Raw genomic sequence first — 17702 nt, 5'->3', positions numbered from 1 at the left:
TCACTGAGGGGCACGCCAAGGCCCGGCGTCAGCCCTCGAGTTCCCGATCGATGATCGCGAACATCGAGTCCAGCGAGGCGGAGTCGATGTCGTCGTTGTCCTGCTCGGCTACTGCTGTGCTCGGTTCGTCGTCGAGGCGGGCCGTCATGGCCCGCAGTCGGTCCCGCAGTTCCCTGCGCGCGGCCGCGTCCTGATCGGCCCTCGCGAGTACGGCCGCCTCCCACCGGTCCAGCTCGGACAGGCTCGGTTCGGTGCCGCCTTCGGCGCGGTCGAACTCGGTGCGCAGATGGGCGGCGAGTCCGGCCACGGTCGGGTGGTCGAAGATGAGGGTCGCGGGCAGCTGCAGTCCGGTGGCGTTCTTCAGGCGGTTCCGCAGTTCCACCGCGGTCAGTGAGTCGAAGCCCAGCTCCTTGAACGCCCGTGAGGCGTCCACCGCACCGGCCGAGGCATGCCCCAGCACGCCGGCCACCTCGGCCAGCACCACGTCCAGCACCACGCGGCCCCGCTCGGCCGGTCCCACGCCGCGCAGCCGCTCCGCCAGGCCACCGCCGCCCGCGCCACCCGACGCGGCGACGCCCCGGCTGTGCCTCGGAGCCGACACCAGGTCCCGCAGTACGAACGGCACCTGATCGCCCGCCAGAGCCGACGTGCGCAGAGCGACGGGCACGGCAGTCGGCTCGTTCACGGCCAGCGCCGCATCAAGCAGGGCCAGTCCCTTGTCCGTCTCCAGCGGGGGGAAGCCCTGCCGCGCGAGCCGCTCCAAGTCGGCGGTGCCGAGCGTCGCACCCATGCCGGCCTCCCACATGCCCCAGGCCAGCGACACGGCGGGCAGCCCTTCGGCACGACGGGCCACAGCCAACGCGTCCAGAACGTTGTTCGCAGCCGAGTACGCCGCCTGGCCGGCATTGCCCACCACACCCGCGAACGACGAGAACAACACGAACGCCGACAGATCACGACCAGCGGTCAACTCATGCAGATGCACAGCCGACTCAGCCTTCGCCGCCAGCACACCAGCCAACCGCTCAGGCGTCAGATCAGCCACCAACCCGTCATCCAGCACACCCGCCGCATGCACCACACCCGACAGCTCGACCCCGTCCAGTACAGCGGCCAGCGCCGCACGGTCGGACACGTCACAGGCCCGTACGTCGATGTCCGCGCCCAGCTCCTTGAGCTCGGCCTGGAGTTCGGAGACACCGGGGGCCTCGGGTCCGCGCCGGGAGACCAGCAGCAGATCCCGTACGCCATGCGCGGCAACCAAGTGCCGGGCAACCTCCGCACCCAACCCACCGGTGCCGCCCGTGATCAGCACTTTGCCCTCGCCACTCCACGGCGACGGCACCCGCAGCACGACCTTGCCCACATGCCTGGCCCGGCCGAGCAGCCGCAGCGCGTCCGCAGCCCTGGCCAGGTCAAAGGACGTCACGTTAACCGGCCGCAACGTGTCCCGCTCGAACAGCTCCAGCAGTGCCGCCCACATCTCGGCGATCCGGTCCGGACCCGCGTCGATGAGGTCGAAGGCGGCGTACGCCACCCCGTGCTCGGCTCGTACCTGTTCCGCCTCGCGGATGTCGGTCTTGCCCATCTCCACGAACCGGCCACCCGGGCGAACCAGCCGCAGCGAGGCGTCCACGAACTCACCCGCGAGCGAGTCCAGCACCACATCCACCCCCGGCCGGAACCGCTCCTCGAACTCCGTCGTCCGCGACGAAGCGATCCGCTCCTCCCGGACCCCCAGCTCGCGCACGATTGGCCACTTCGGCTCACTCGCCGTCGCGAACACCTCGCCGCCCAGGTGCTGAGCCAGCTGCACGGCCGCCATACCGACGCCACCGGCCGCCGCGTGGATCAGCACGGACTCGCCGGCCTTGAGCCCGGCCAGGTCCACCAGCCCGTAGTACGCGGTCAGGAACACCACCGGGACGCTCGCGGCCTGCTCGAACGACCACCCCTGCGGTATCCGCGCCAGCATCCGCTTGTCCGCGACCGCGGTCGGAGCGAATGCCCCGTCCAGCAGGCCCATCACCCGGTCACCGACCGCGAAGTCCGTTACGTCCGGGGCGACTTCGACGATCACGCCGGCGCCTTCCAGGCCCATGCGGCCCGCGTCACCGGGGTAGGTGCCCAGCACGTTGAGCACGTCGCGGAAGTTGACACCGGCCGCCCGCACGGCCACCCGTACCTCACCGGCCCGCAGCGTCGGCGGCTCCTCGAGGATCAGCGTCGCTCCGTCCAGGCGGCCCCGTCGCCCGACGTCCATGCGCCACGACATCCCGTCCGGCACGACCGGCGGCGCCAGCAGCCCGTCGGACGCCATCCTCGTCAGGGTCGGGAGCCAGACGCGGCCCTCGCGGACGGCGAGTTGAGGTTCCTCGCCGTGAGCGAGGTGACGGGCCAGGGTCCGGTGGGAGACGGGGGTGCCGTCGAGGTCGGCCAGGAGGAGACGGCCGGGGTGCTCGCTCTGGGCCGACCGGACCAGGCCCCAGACGCCGGCGCCGTTCAGGTCGGTCGCGCACGAGTGAGCGGCAGGCCCGGCCGGGACCGCGTCGCGGGTCGTGACGACCAGACGCGTTCCGGTCAGGCGTTCGTCCGCCAGGCAGGTCCGCATGGCCCCCAGGAGACCAGCAATCGGACTTGGGACTTCACCAGAGTTGGGGGCGGTCCCCGGTACCGGGAGGATCACCGTGTCCGGCGTTTCCGTGCCGGTGTCGAGGGCGGCGACGAGGGCGTCGGGATCGCGGTACCGGGTGACCGCGACACCGGCGGCGGCCCACGGTTCCTCGGTGCGGGCGTCCGGCGAGAGCAGTACCAGACGCTCGGCTCGGGCGAAATCGTCGAGGTCCGGGACCTCGGCCGCGGGCGTCCAGGCCAGGCGGTAGAGGTCGTCGACGCCGGCCGGCGTGCTCGGGGCGGCGACGGACGCGGGGCGCAGCAGCAGGGACTCGACACTCGCCACGGGGGCACCGGCGGCGTCGGCCACGCGCAGGGCGACCTCGCCGTCACCGGCCGGGCGGAGGCGGGCACGCACGGTCGTGGCGCCGGCCGCGAGGACGGACACTCCCGACCAGAGGAACGGCAGCAGGGCCTCGCCGTCGTCCTGGCCGCGCAGGGCGAGGGCGTGCAGGAGGGTGTCCAGCAGGGCGGGGTGGAGCGCGTGGGCGGGGGCCTCGGTGGCGCCGGGCTCGGGGAGCGCGGCCTCGACGTAGAGGTCGTCGCCGTGACGCCAGGCGCGGGTCAGCCCGCGGAAGGTGGGGCCGTAGTCGAGTCCGGCGGCGGCCAGCCGCTCGTACAGGCCCTCCAGCGGCAGCGGGTCGGCGGCGGCCGGCGGCCAGGCGCGCAGGTCCCAGTGGGGCTCGGTCCGCCGTGTGGTGAGGGTGGCGGTGGCGTGCAGGGTCCAGGGCGTGTCGGCGGGTGCGCCCTCGGGGCGGGCGTGGATGCGCAGGGCGTGGGTGTCGTCCTCCTGGGTCTCGACGGCGATCTGCAGGTGTGCGGCGCCGTCCTCGGGGAGGACGAGCGGGGTGTGCAGGGTGAGGTCGGCGATGTGGTCGCGGCCGGCCCGGTCGCCCGCCTGGACGGCGAGTTCGAGGAGGGCGGTGCCGGGAACGACGACGTGTCCGGTGACCACGTGGTCGGCCAGCCAGGGGTGGCTGTCGGCGGACAGGCGCGAGGTGAGCAGCAGGGTGTCCGAGCCGGCGACCGGCAGCGCGGCGCCGAGCAGCGGATGTCCGGCGTTGCCGAGACCGAGGCTGTCCGCGGCGGCGCCGGAGCGGCTGGGCCGCAGCCAGTACCGCTGCCGCTGGAAGGCGTACGTGGGCAGCGGGACGGTGCGCGCGCCGGTTCCGGTGAGGACGGCGGCCCAGTCGACGTCGGCGCCCCGGACGAACAGTTCGGCGACGGCGCCGAGGAACGTCTCGGGTTCGGGCCTGCCCTTGCGCAGCACGGCAACCGCGGGGTGATCGGTGACGGCCGCGGCGAGACCGCTGAGCACGGGGTCGGGGCCGATCTCCAGCAGCCGGACGGCGCCTTCCCGGGTGACCGCCTCGGTGGCGGCCTCGTGGAAGCGGACCGGCCGGCGGATCTGCCGTACCCAGTAGTCGGCGCTCGTCCAGTCGCCGTCGGCGAGCGTCGCGCCGCTGACGGTGCTGACGCCGGTGCACCGCGGGGTGCCGTAGTCGATCCGTTCGGCGATCGCTGCGAACTCGTCGAGCATCGGCTCCATGAGCGGGGAGTGGAAGGCGTGCGACACCCGCAGCCGCGTGACCCGGCGCCCGCGGTCCCGCATGGCCGCCATGACCCGCTCGACGCCTTTCCGCGCGCCGGAGACCACCACGGCGGCCGGGCCGTTGACGACGGCGATCGAGACGTCCTCCGTGGTGAGCAGTTCGGCGATCTCCGCCTCGCCGGCCTCCACGGCGGCCATGGCGCCGCCCTCGGGCAGGGCCTGCATGAGGCGGGCGCGGGCGGCCACCAGGCGTGCGGCGTCGGGCAGTTCGAGGACGCCGGCCGCGCAGGCGGCGGCGTACTCGCCCACCGAATGGCCCAGCACCACGTCCGGGACCACGCCCCACGAGCGCAGCAGCTCCACGGACGCGAACTGGACGGCGAACAGGGCCGCCTGGGCGTATCCCGTGCGGTCGAGCAGGGCGGCGGCCGCGGAGCCCTCGTCCGCGAACAGCACGTCGCGCAGCGGGGCGGGGAAGCCGACCGCGCCGGCCAGCTCGGCCTCCAGCAGCCCGACGGCCGTGTCGAAGGCGTCCGCGAACCGCGGGTACTCCGCGTGCAGTTCACGTCCCATGCCGAGGCGCTGGCTGCCCTGACCCGTGAACATCCACGCCGTGCGGCCCTCGGTGACGGCCCCGGTCACGGTGGGCTCGGCGAGCCCCGAACGCAGTGTGGCGGCGTCCCGGCCGAGGATCACCGCCCGGTGCTCCAGGGCGGCACGGGTCGTGGCGAGGGACAGCCCGAGGTCCGCCGGGTCGGGTTCGCGTGTGTCGAGGTCTTGCGAGAGGCGTGTGAGCTGCGCCCGCAGGGCGTCGGCGCTGCGGCCCGTGACCGGCCAGGGGACGACCGGCGCGGCCGTCCCTGTGCGCGGTTCCGGTGCACGGGCGGGCGGGGCCTCTTCGAGGATGACGTGGGCGTTGGTGCCGCTGATGCCGAACGACGACACGCCCGCCCGACGCACCCGCTCACCACGCGGCCAGGCCCGCTCGTGGGTCAGCAGGCGCACCGCCCCGGAGTCCCAGTCGACGTGCGAGGAGGGCTCCTCGGCGTGCAGAGTGCGGGGCAGGGTCTCCTCCTGGAGCGCCATCACCATCTTGACGACGCTCGCCACGCCGGCCGCGGCCTGCGGGTGGCTGAGGTTCGACTTGACCGAGCCGAGCCACAGCGGTTCGTCGTCGGTCTTCGCCTGTCCGTACGTCGCGAGCAGGGCCTGCGCCTCGATCGGGTCGCCGAGCCGCGTACCGGTGCCGTGTGCCTCGACGGCGTCCACCTCGGCGGCGTCCAGGCCCGCGGCGGCCAGTGCCTGCCTGATCACCCTCTGTTGGGACGGCCCGTTGGGCGCGGTGAGCCCGTTGGACGCGCCGTCCTGGTTGACCGCGCTGCCCCGCACCACGGCGAGGACGGTGTGACCGTTGCGCAGCGCGTCGGAGAGGCGTTCCACGACGATGATGCCCGCGCCCTCGGACCAGCCGGTGCCGTCGGCACCGTCGGCGAACGACTTGCAGCGCCCGTCGCCGGCGAGGCCGCCCTGGCGGGCGAACTCCAGGAACATGCCCGGATTGGCCATCACGGTGGCGCCCCCCGCGAGGGCCATGTCGATCTCGCCGGAGCGCAGCGCCTGGCAGGCCAGGTGCAGGGCGACCAGGGCGGAGGAGCAGGCGGTGTCGACGGAGACCGCCGGGCCCTCCAGTCCGAGCAGGTACGACAGCCGGCCGGAGGCGACGCTGGGGGTGCTGCCGGTGAGCAGATAGCCCTCGGTCTCGGCGGTCGTCTCGTGGAGGTGGCCGCCGTAGCCGTTGGCGGAGACGCCCGCGTAGACGCCGGTCGCGGTGCCTCGCAGGGAGGTCGGGTCGATGCCGGCGCGTTCCAACGCCTCCCACGCCGTCTCCAGCAGCAGGCGCTGCTGCGGGTCCATGGCCAGTGCCTCGCGCGGGCTGATGCCGAACAGCTCGGCGTCGAAGTCCCCGGCCTCCGCCACGAATCCGCCGACGGCGGCGATGCCGTCGAGGGCCCGGGTGTCCCAGCCGCGGTCGGTCGGGAAGGGGGTGATCGCGTCCTTGCCGGTGACGACCAGGTCCCACAGTGCCTCGGGTGAGTCCGTGCCGCCCGGGAACCGGCAGCCGAGGCCCACGATCGCGATGGGATCGCGGGCGCCGGAAGGGGCGGGGACACGCGAGGTGCCGACCGGGTCAGGCGTGTCCTCGTCGCCCAGCAGGTGGGTGCGTAGGTGGGCGACGAGAGCGGCGGGCGTGGGGTGGTCGAAGACGAGGGTCGCGGGCAGCGCGATCCCGGTGGCGGTGCGCAGCCGGTTGCGCAGGTCGACGGCGGTGAGCGAGTCGAAGCCGAGGTCCCTGAAGGCCCGGTCCTGGTCGACCTGTCCCGGCGAGGTGTGTCCGAGGACCGCCGCGACCTGCACGCGCACGGTGTCGAGAAGCAGCCGCTCCCGCTCGTCGGGCCGCAATCCGCGCAGCCGGTCGGCGAGTTCGCCGCCGCCGAGGTTCCGTCGGGCGGCACCGCGCCGGCGTCGGTTGGCCGGCACCAGGTCGCGCAGCACGGCGGGCAGGGCGTCGTGACCGGCCTCGGCGAGCGCGGGGACGCGCAGGGCGACGGGGACGGCGGTCGGCTCCTCCAGCAGCAGCGCGGCGTCGAGCAGTGCGAGGCCTTCGCCCGTCTCCAGCGCCGGGTAGCCCTGCCGGGCCATGCGCTCCAGTTCGGCCGCGTCCAGGGTGCCGCCCATGCCGTCGGCGGTGGCCCACATGCCCCAGGCCAGCGACACGGCGGGCAGCCCTTCGGCGCGACGGGTGGTGGCGAGGGCGTCCAGGGCGTTGTTCGCGGCGGCGTAGGCGGCCTGGCCCGGGTTGCCGACCACCCCCGCGAACGACGAGAACAGCACGAAGGCGGACAGCCGCTGACCGCGTGTCAGCTCGTGCAGGTGCCGGGCCGATTCGGCCTTGGCGGCCAGGACACGGGCGAGCCGTTCCGGGGTGAGGGAGGTGACGAGGGCGTCGTCCAGCACGCCCGCCGCGTGCACCACGCCGCTCAGCTCGACACCGTCGAGCATTCCGGCCAGCGCGTCACGGTCGGACACGTCACACGCCCGGACGCTGACGCGGGCGCCCAACTCGCATAGTTCCGCCTGGAGTTCGGGGGCTCCGGGGGCCTCGGGCCCGCGCCGGGAGACCAGCAGCAGATCCCGTACGCCATGCGCGGCGACCAGGTGCCGGGCGACCTCGGCGCCCAGACCACCGGTCCCACCCGTGATCAGCACGGTGCCCTCGCCACTCCACGGCGACGGCACCCGCAGCACGACCTTGCCCACATGCCTGGCCTGGCCCAGCAACCGCAGCGCCTCCGGTGCGCGCGAGATCCCGTAGCAGGTGACCGGGGCGGGTCGCAGAGCGCCCTGCTCGAACAGCTCCAGCAGGGCCGCGAACATCTCCGCGATCCGGTCCGGACCGGCGTCCATCAGGTCGAAGGAGCGGTACGACACTCCGTACTCGGCCCGCACCTCGTCGGCATCGCGGATGTCGGTCTTGCCCATCTCCACGAACCGGCCACCAGGCCGCACCAACCGCAGCGAGGCGTCCACGAACTTACCCGCGAGCGAGTCCAGCACCACATCCACACCCGGCCGGAACCGCTCCTCGAACTCCGTCGTGCGGGACGACGCGATCCGCTCCTCCGGGACGCCCAGCTCACGCACGACCGGCCACTTCGGCTCACTCGCCGTCGCGTACACCTCACCGCCCAGATGCTGAGCCAGCTGCACGGCGGCGACACCGACGCCACCGGCCGCGGAATGGATCAGCACGGACTCGCCGGCCTTGAACCCGGCGAGGTCGACGAGCGCGTAGTAGGCGGTCAGGAACACGATCGGCACGGACGCCGCCTGCTCGAAGGACCAGTCGTCCGGTATCCGTGCCAGCAGCCGCGCGTCGGTGACGGCCGTCGGCCCGAACGCCCCGTCCAGCAGGCCCATCACCCGGTCGCCGGCCGTCAGTGCGGTCACGTCCGGGCCGACTTCCACGACCACACCGGCACCCTCGTGCCCGAGCCGGCCGGGGTCGCCGGGATACATGCCGAGGACGTTCAGCACATCACGGAAGTTGACGCCGGCCGCTCGCACCGCGACCCGCACTTCACCCGGCTCCAGGGGCCGTCGGGTCTCCGGCACGAGTGCGACACCGTTGAGGCGTCCTTGGGCGACGACGTCCATGCGCCAGCCGTCGCCGGACCCGGCGGGCGGCAGCAGCACGTCGTCGGTGACGGCGCGGACGAGGCGCGGGGTGTGTGCGGCGCCGTTGCGGACGAGCAGTTCGCCCTGATCGGGGCAGCCGGCCAGGGACCGGTAGGACTCCGCCGAGCCGTCCACGTCGGCGAGCCGGAAGCGTCCGGGGTTCTCGCCGGCCGCCGACCGCACCAGGCCCCAGACGGTCGCTCCGGCGATGTCCGAGACGTCGTCGCCGACGGCTCGGGAGGTGACGAAGACCAGTCGGGTGCCCGTGAGGCGGGGTTCGGCGAGCCAGCCCTGGACGAGGGCCAGGACGGCGGCGGCCACCTCGGCGAGGGAGCGGCCGGCGGTGGTGACGGGTGCGAACACCGTCTCCGGTGGCTCGTCCCCGGCGTCGAGTGCCGCCGTGAGGGCCGGGAGGTCGGCGTGGACGCGGGCGGGGGCGTCGGGCAGGGGCGCGGGGTCGCCGAGAACCGTCCAGGCCGCGGTGGACGCGGGCGCGGTGTCGGGGAGGGGCTGCCAGTCGAGGCGGAAGAGGCTGTCGCGGAACGCGCTGTCGGAGACGGTGAGCGTGTCGGCGGACAGGGGGCGGAGTGTCAGCGCTTCGGCTCGGGCGACCGGTTCGCCGGTCGGGTCGGCCACGTGGAGCGTGACGGTGTCGTCGGCGCGGCGGGAGATGCGCACACGCAGCGCGGAGGCACCGGTGGCCGACAGTTCGACGCCGGACCACAGGAACGGCAGCAGCGCGCCCGAGTCCTCGCGCTCCCACAGGGCCAGCGCGTGCAGGACCGTGTCCAGCAGGGCGGGGTGGACACCGAAGCCTTCGGCGCCGCCCGCGGCGGCTTCCGGGAGGGCGGCCTGGACGTACCAGTCGTCGCCGGTGCGCCAGACGTGTTCGAGGCCGCGGAACGCCGGGCCGTAGGACAGTCCGGCGGTGCTCAACCGTTCGTAGAGGCCGTCCAGTTCCACCGGTTCGGCGCCCTGTGGGGGCCAGGTGCGCAGGTCCCAGTCCTCCGCCGGGGGCTCGCCCGCTGCCAGGGTGCCGGAGGCGTGCAGGGTCCAGGGGGCGTCGGTGGCGGTCTCGGGGCGGCCGTAGACGTGCAGCTGCCGTCGGCCGTCGGCGCCGGGGGTCTCGACGTTGAGCTGGATGTGGACCGCGCTCGCCTCGGGCAGGACGAGGGGGGCGTGGAGGGTGAGTTCGTCGACGCGGTCCAGGCCGACGCGTTCGCCTGCGGCCAGTGCCAGTTCGAGTACGGCCGTGCCCGGCAGGATGGCCGTGCCCGCCACGGCGTGGTCCGCGAGCCAGGGCTGGTCGGCGGCGGACAGGCGGGCGGTCAGCAGCACGGCGTCCGATCCGGCGACCGGTACGGCGGCGCCGAGCAGTGGGTGCCCGGTGCTGCCCAGGCCGAGGTCGCCGGCGGCGACGGTGGTGCGCGGGGCGTCGAGCCAGTAGCGGCGGCGCTGGAAGGCGTACGTCGGCAGGGGCACGTCCCGGGCGCCGGTGCCCGCGAAGACGGCGGCCCAGTCGACGTGGGTGCCGCGCACGAAGAGTTCGGCGACGGACCGCAGCAGGGTCTCCGGCTCGGGGCGGTCCCGGCGCAGTGTCGCGGCGGCGGGTGCGTCGCCGGCCAGTGCGGTCAGGACGGGGTCGGGGCCGATCTCCAGGAACCGGCCGGCCCCTTGGGCGCGGGCGGCGGTGAACGCGTCGTGGAAGCGGACGTGCTTGACGATCTGGTCGGCCCAGTAGGCGGGTGTGGTCCACTCGCCCTCGTCGAGCGGGGCGCCGGTCACGCTGCTCACGGCGGCGATCCGGGGTGCGCGGTAGGTGATCTGGGCGGCGGCCTGGGTGAACTCGGCGAGGACGGGTTCCATGAGCGGCGAGTGGAAGGCGTGGGACACGCGCAGCCGTGTGGCCCGCCCGCCCTGTGCACGGGCCCGCTCGACGACCGCGTCCACGGCGGCCTCGGTGCCGGAGACGACCACCGAGGTGGGCGCGTTGACGGCGGCGACGACCGCGCCGTCGGCCGGCCAGGAGGCGATGTCGTCGGGGTCCGCCTCGACGGCCGCCATGGCGCCGCCTTCGGGCAGCGCCTGCATCAGGCGGGCGCGTGCCGCCACCAGCTCTACCGCGTCCGGCAGTTCGAAGACGCCGGCGGTGTGCGCGGCGGCGAACTCACCCACCGAGTGGCCCAGTACGGTCTCCGGGGTCATCCCCCACGACCGCAGCAGCGCGACCAGTGCCACCTGCACCGCGAACAGCGCCGGCTGCGCGTATCCGGTGGTGTCGAGCAGAGGGGCGGTGTCGTCCGCGAACAGCACGTCCTTGAGGGGCCGTTCGAAGCCGAGCCGGGCGTCCAGCAGGCCGCACACCTCGTCCAGGGCGGCGGCGAAGACGGGGTGCGCGTCGTACAACTCGCGGCCCATGCCGTGCCGTTGGCTGCCTTGCCCGGTGAACATCCAGGCCGTACGGCCCTCGGTGGCGGACCCGGTGATCGCGGGCTCGGCGAGTTGCGCGCGCAGGGCGTCCAGGTCGGGGCCCAGCAGGACGGCACGGTGTTCCAGTGTCGCGCGGGTCCTGGCCAGCGACAGGCCGGTGTCCAGCGGGTCGGCGTCCACGGTGGCGAGTCGCGCGAGTTGGGCGCGCAGTGCCGCGGCGGAGCGTGCGGTGACCGGCCACGGCACCGTCGGCAGCCCGCGCTCCGCTCGGGTCGCGGGGGCGGGGCGTGCGGCCGGGGCCTCTTCGATGACGACGTGGGCGTTGGTGCCGCTGATGCCGAAGGACGACACGCCCGCCCGGCGCGGCCGCTCGCCCTGCGGCCAGGCGCGCTCCTCGGTCAGCAGGCGCACCGCGCCGGACTCCCAGTCCACGTGGGAGGACGGCTGGTCGGCGTGCAGGGTGCGGGGCAGGGTTTCCGCGCGGAGCGCCAGCACCATCTTGATGACGCCGGCCGCGCCCGCGGCGGCCTGGGTGTGCCCGATGTTGGACTTCACGGCGCCCAGCCAGAGCGGTTCGTCGCGGTCCTGGCCGTAGGTGGCGAGGAGGGCCTGCGCCTCGATGGGGTCGCCGAGCCGGGTGCCGGTGCCGTGCGCCTCGACCGCGTCCACCTCGGCCGCCGTCACACCGGCGTTCGCCAGCGCCTGACGGATCACCCGCTGCTGGGACGGACCATTGGGGGCGGTGAGGCCGTTGGAGGCGCCGTCCTGGTTGACCGCGCTGCCCCGTACGACGGCGAGCACCGGACGGCCCTGGCGGCGGGCCTCGCTGAGCCGCATCAGTACGAGTACACCGGCCCCTTCGGCCCAGCCCGTGCCGTCGGCGGTGTCGGCGAAGGCCTTGCAGCGTCCGTCGGCGGCGAGTCCGCCCTGGCGGGAGAACTCCACGAAGGTGGTCGGCGAGGCCATGACGGTCACGCCGCCCGCGAGGGCCGTGTCGCACTCGCCGGACCTGAGCGACTGGCACGCCAGGTGCAGGGCGACGAGGGAGGAGGAACACGCGGTGTCCACCGTGACGGCCGGTCCCTCGAAGCCGTAGACGTAGGAGACCCGGCCGGAGAAGACGCTGCCCGCGTTGCCGTTGGCGAGGAGCCCCTCGACCTCGCTGGGGACGGTGTGCAGACGGGCGTGGTAGTCGTGGTACATCAGGCCCGCGAAGACGCCCGTGCGTGAGCCGCGCAGCGACAGCGGGTCGATGCCCGCCCGCTCCAGCGCCTCCCAGGACGTCTCCAGCAGCAGGCGCTGCTGCGGGTCCATCGCGAGGGCCTCGCGCGGGCTGATACCGAACAGTTCGGCGTCGAAGTCGGCGGCGTCGTGCAGGAATCCGCCCTCGCGGGTGGCGGAGCTGCCGGGGCCGTCGCCGTGCAGGGCGGTCAGGTCCCAGCCGCGGTCCGCCGGGAACCCGGACACTCCGTCGCCGCCGGACGCGACCAGGTCCCACAGTGCCTCGGGCGAGTCCACCCCGCCCGGGAAGCGGCACCCCATGCCGACGATCGCGACGGGTTCGTCGGTGCCGGTCGTGGTGCGGGCGGCGGTGGCCGGGTGGTCCGCCGTGCCGAGGAGTTCGGTGTGCAGGCGGGTGGCGAGGGCGAGGGGGCTGGGGTGGTCGAAGACGAGGGTGGCGGGGAGTTGGAGGCCGGTGACGGTCTTGAGGCGGTTGCGCAGGTCGACGGCGGTCAGGGAGTCGAAGCCGAGGTCCTTGAAGGCGCGGGCGGGTTCGACGGCCGCGGTGGCGCTGTGGCCGAGGACCGCGGCGACCGCCGTCTGGACGAGGTCGAGCAGGAGCCGGTGCTGTTCGTCGTCGGGGAGGGTGCGCAGGCGGCGGGCGAGGGCGTTGCCGGCGGCGGTGGCGGCGGTGGCCTGGCGGCGGGCGGGGGGCAGCAGGCCGTGCAGGAGCGCGGGGGCGGTGTCGCGGTGGGCGGCGAGGGCGGTGGTGTCGAGGGCGAAGGGCAGGGCGACGGGGTGCTCGGTGCGCAGCGCCGTGTCGAAGAGGGCGAGGGCTTCGTCGGTGGGCAGGGGCGGGAAGCCGTGGCGGCGCAGGCGTGCCAGGTCGGCGTCGGCCGTGCGGCCGCCCATGCCGTCGGCCGTCTCCCACAGGCCCCATGCCAGTGACAGGGCGGGCAGGCCCTGGGCGTGGCGGGCGGTGGCGAGGGTGTCCAGCACGGTGTTGGCGGCGGCGTAGGCGGCCTGGCCGGGGTTGCCGAAGACACCGGCGACGGAGGAGAACAGCACGAAGGCGTGCAGTTCCTGATCGGCGGTCAGCTCGTGCAGGTGCAGGGCGGCGGTGGCCTTGGCGGCGACGACGCGGGTGAGCCGGTCGGGGGTGAGGTCGGTGAGGAGTGCGTCGTCGAGGACGCCGGCGGCGTGGATCACCGCGCTGAGCCGTTCCCCGTCCAGGGCCGCGGCCAGAGCGGTGCGGTCGGCGGCGTCGCAGGCGACGGCCCAGACGCGGGCACCTGCCGCGGTGAGGTCGGCCAGGAGGTCGTCGGCTCCCGGTGCCTCGGGGCCGCGCCGGGACATGAGCAGCAGGTCGCGCACGCCGTGCGTGGTGACCAGGTGCCGGGCGATCAGGGCGCCTAGGCCGCCGGTGCCGCCCGTGACGAGGACTGTCCCGGTCTCCGGCCAGGCGGTGGGCTCGGTGGCCGTCGGTTCGGCGGTGCGGACGACGCGCGGCAGCAACACCTGCTCGCCGCGCACCACGAGTTGGCCGGTGTCGAGGCCGGGCAGGGTGGTGACGAGGGTGCGCAGGGCTTCGGGCGTGCCGTCGGTGTCGGCGACGCCGAAGCGGCCGGGGTGCTCGTTGGCGGCGGTGCGCAGCAGACCCCAGACGGCGGCGCCGGCGGGGTCGGTGGCGTCGTCGCCGGCCGCTTTGGTGGTGACCGGCACCAGGCGGGCCCGCGCGAAGCGTTCGTCGGCGAGCCACGCGTGCGCGGCCGCCAGGACGTCGGCGGCCGTGCCGGGCCCGACCGGGAGGAGAACCGTCGCCGGGTCTGTGGCGGCGAGGGCGTCGAGGGTGGTGCCGTGCGGGAGCGCCGGGTCGGCGGCGGTCCACGGCGCCGGGTCGTCGGTCAGTACGGCCAGGGCGCCGTCGCCGGACGGCCGGCCGCTCACCGGCGTCCACTCCAGCCGGAAGAGGGACCCGGCGCGCGGGGTGTCGTCGCTCAGGGCCGCCAAGGGCCGCAGGACAAGACCCTCGACGTCGGCGACGGGTGCGCCGGTCTCGTCGGCCGCGTACAGGGCGAGGGTGTCGTCGGTGTGCCGGGTGAGCCGGACGCGCAGGGCGGATGCTCCGACGGCGTGCAGGCGTACGCCGCTCCACAGGAACGGCAGCCGGGCCCGGTCGTCGGTGTCCTGGGGCAGGGCGAGGGCGTGCAGGGCGGCGTCGAGGAGGGCGGGGTGCAGGCCGAAGGCGGTGGGGTCGCCGGCGCCGTCCGGCAGGGCGGCCTCGACGAGGACGTCGTCGCCGTCCCGCCAGGCGGCGCGCAGGCCCCGGAAGGCGGGGCCGTACTGGAGACCGGCGGCGGCGAGGCGGTCGTACAGGTCCTCCAGCGGGAGCGGTTCGGCTCCGGCGGGGGGCCAGGCCCGCAGGTCCCAGGAAGGGGCGGGACCCGCGGGGGCGAGGGTGCCGGCGGCGTGCAGCGTCCAGGGCGCGTCGGCGGGCGCGCCGCCGGGACGGGCGTGGACGCGGACGGCCCGGGTGCCGTCGGCCGCGGCGGATTCGACGGCGATCTGGAGGTGTGCGGTGTCGTGCTCGGGCAGCACCAGCGGGGTGTGCAGGGCGAGTTCGGTGAGGGTGCCGCAGCCGGCCTGGTCGCCCGCCTGGACGGCGAGTTCGACGAGGGCGGTGCCGGGGACGACGACCCGGCCGGCGACGGTGTGGTCGGCGAGCCAGGGGTGGGCGTCGGCGGACAGGGCGGCGGTGAGCAGGACGGTGTCGGTGCCGGCGGGGCGCACGGTGGCGCCGAGCAGGGGGTGGCCGACGCTGCCGAGGCCGAGTCCGCCGACGTCGGTGACGGTGCGGGTGGGCCGTAGCCAGAACCGGCGGTGGTGGAAGGCGTAGGTGGGCAGGTCGACGCGGCCGGCGCCGGTGCCCTCGAACAGGGTGGCCCAGCCCACCGCGGCGCCGTGGACGTACATCTCGGCCAGTGCGGTCAGCAGCGACTCGGGCTCGTGGGTGCCTTTGCGCAGGACGGACGCGGCGGGGGTGCCGGCGCTCGCGTGGGCGAGGCCGGTGAGGACGGGGTCGGGGCCGATCTCCAGCAGTCGGCTCGCGGACTGGCGGCCGGTGGCCGTGGTGAGGGCGTCGTGGAAGCGGACGTGGCGGACGATCTGGTCGGCCCAGTAGGCGGGGCTGGCCCAGTCGGCGGCGGTGACGGGGGCCCCGGTGACGGTGCTGACGGCGGCGAGGGCCGGCGGGCGGAAGGTGACGGTCTCGGCGACGCGGGTGAACTCGGCCGCGGCGGGGGCCATGTGGGGCGAGTGGAAGGCGTGCGAGACGCGCAGCCGGGTGACGCGCCGGCCACGCTCGCGGGCCGCGTCCATCACGTGTGCGACGGCGTCCTCGGTGCCCGAGACGACGACGGCCCGGGGGCCGTTGACGGCGGCGATCGTGGCTTCGCCGCCCTGGAGGAACTCTCCCGCTTCGGCCTCGCCGGCCTCCACCGCGGCCATGGCGCCGCCCTCGGGCAGCGCCTGCATGGCGGCGGCGCGTGCGGCGACGAGGCGTGCCGCGTCGGCGAGGTCGAACACCCCGGCGACGTAGGCGGCGGCGTACTCGCCGATGGAGTGGCCGAGGACGATGTCGGGCCGGGTGTCCCAGGAGCGGAGCAGTTCCGCGGTGGCGGTCTGCAGGGCGAACAGGGTGGTCTGGGCGTAGCCGGTGCGGTCGAGGAAGGCCGCCTCGGGCGTGCCCTCGGCGGCGAACATGACGTCGCGGACGGGGAGTTCGAAGCCTGGGGCGTCCGCTAGGGCGGTGTCCAGGGCTTCGCAGACGACGTCCAGGACGGCCGCGAACATCGGGTGGGCGTCGTACAACTCCCGTCCCATGCCGGGGCGTTGGCTGCCCTGGCCGGTGAACATCCAGGCCGTACGGCCGTCGGCGGCGGTTCCTTCGACGACCCCGGGGCCGGAGTCGCCGGCGGCGAGGGCGGCGGTGCGCTCGCGCAGGACGGCGGGGTCGGTGCCGAGGACGACGGCGCGGTGTTCGAGGCGGGCGCGGGCGGTGGCGAGGGAGAGGCCGGTCGCGGTGTGGTCGGCGTCGTGGGCGGCGAGGCGGGCGGCCTGGCCGGTCAGTGCCTCGTGGCTGCGGGCGGACAGCACCCAGGGCACGACGGGCGGCGCGGTCACGGCGCGCGGCTCGGGCGCTTCGACCGCGGGGGCCTCCTCGACGATCACGTGGGCGTTGGTGCCGCTGATGCCGAAGGCGGAGACACCGGCCCGGCGGGGGCGTTCGCCGCGCGGCCAGGGGCGGGCCTCGGTGAGCAGGCGGACGTTGCCCTCGGTCCAGTCGACGCGGGTGGAGCGGGTCTCGGAGTGCAGGGAGCGGGGCAGCAGTTCGGCGCGCAGCGACAGGATCGTCTTGATGATCCCGGCGACGCCCGCGGCGGACTGGGTGTGGCCGATGTTCGACTTCACGGAGCCGAGCCACAGGGGTTCGGTGCGGTCCTGCCCGTAGGTGGCCATGAGGGCCTGGGCCTCGATGGGGTCGCCGAGCCGGGTGCCGGTGCCGTGTGCCTCGACGGCGTCGATGTCGGCGGTGGTGAGCGCGGCGGCGTCGAGGGCGGCGCGGATGACGCGTTGCTGGGAGGGGCCGTTGGGCGCGGTGAGGCCGTTGGAGGCGCCGTCCTGGTTGACGGCGCTGCCGCGGACGACGGCGAGCACGGGGTGGCCGAGCCGCTGGGCGTCGGAGAGGCGTTCGAGGACGAGGACGCCGGCGCCCTCGGACCAGCCGGTGCCGTCGGCGTCGTCGGCGAAGGACTTGCAGCGCCCGTCGCCGGCGAGGCCGCCCTGGCGGGCGAACTCCAGGAACATGCCCGGGTTGGCCATGACGGTGGCGCCGCCGGCGAGGGCCGTGTCGCACTCGCCGGAGCGCAGCGCCTGGCAGGCGAGGTGCAGGGCGACCAGGGCGGAGGAGCAGGCGGTGTCGACGGTGACGGCGGGGCCTTCGAGGCCGAGGGTGTAGGCGACGCGTCCGGAGGCGACGCTGGGGATGCTGCCGGTGAGCAGGTAGCCCTCGGTCTCGGGGGTCGCCTCGTGGAGGTGGCCGCCGTAGCCGTTGCCGGAGACGCCGGTGAAGACGCCGGTGCGGGTGCCGCGCAGCGAGGTGGGGTCGAGGCCCGCCCGTTCCAGCGCCTCCCAGGACGTCTCCAGCAGCAGCCGCTGCTGCGGGTCCATGGCCAGTGCCTCGCGTGGGCTGATGCCGAACAGGTCCGGGTCGAACTGGGGTGCGTCGTGGAGGAATCCGCCGTTGGCGGTGGTGTCGCCGAGGGCGCTCAGGTCCCAGCCGCGGTCCTCGGGGACGGGGGTGATGCCGTCCCGTTCACCGGTGACGAGCTCCCACAGGGCCTCGGGCGTGGCGGCGCCGCCGGGGAAGCGGCAGCCCATGCCGACGACGGCGACGGGTTCCCGGGACGCCGTGACGAGGTCCTGGTAGCGCTGCCAGAGCCGGTCGTTCTCCTTGAGGGACTCCCTCAGGGCTTCGACGAGCTCTTCGGACGATGCAGTCATGTCGTTCTCCACGGTCGCGGTGAGCGAG

General features: G+C 74.9%; 1 protein-coding gene. It reads right to left on the bottom strand.

What is annotated here, in order from left to right; all coding sequences use genetic code 11:
* Positions 1-28: 28 nt before the first annotated feature.
* Positions 29-17674 (bottom strand): SDR family NAD(P)-dependent oxidoreductase, encoded by a 17646-nt coding sequence (locus ACIRD7_RS06490; RefSeq protein WP_403450515.1) that lies wholly within the window; start codon positions 17672-17674, stop codon positions 29-31.
* Between the last annotated feature and the right edge of the window lie 28 nt (positions 17675-17702).

Origin of the sequence: Streptomyces sp. NPDC093568 (genome assembly GCF_044764945.1) — a bacterium.
Lineage (GTDB): Bacteria > Actinomycetota > Actinomycetes > Streptomycetales > Streptomycetaceae > Streptomyces.
This window is presented reverse-complemented; position numbering and strand designations above follow the sequence as displayed.

Coding starts and splice junctions, on each gene's coding strand:
- ACIRD7_RS06490 (WP_403450515.1), bottom strand. CDS start 17,674: ATGACTGCATCGTCCGAAGAGCTCGTCGAAGCCCTGAGGGAGTCCCTC.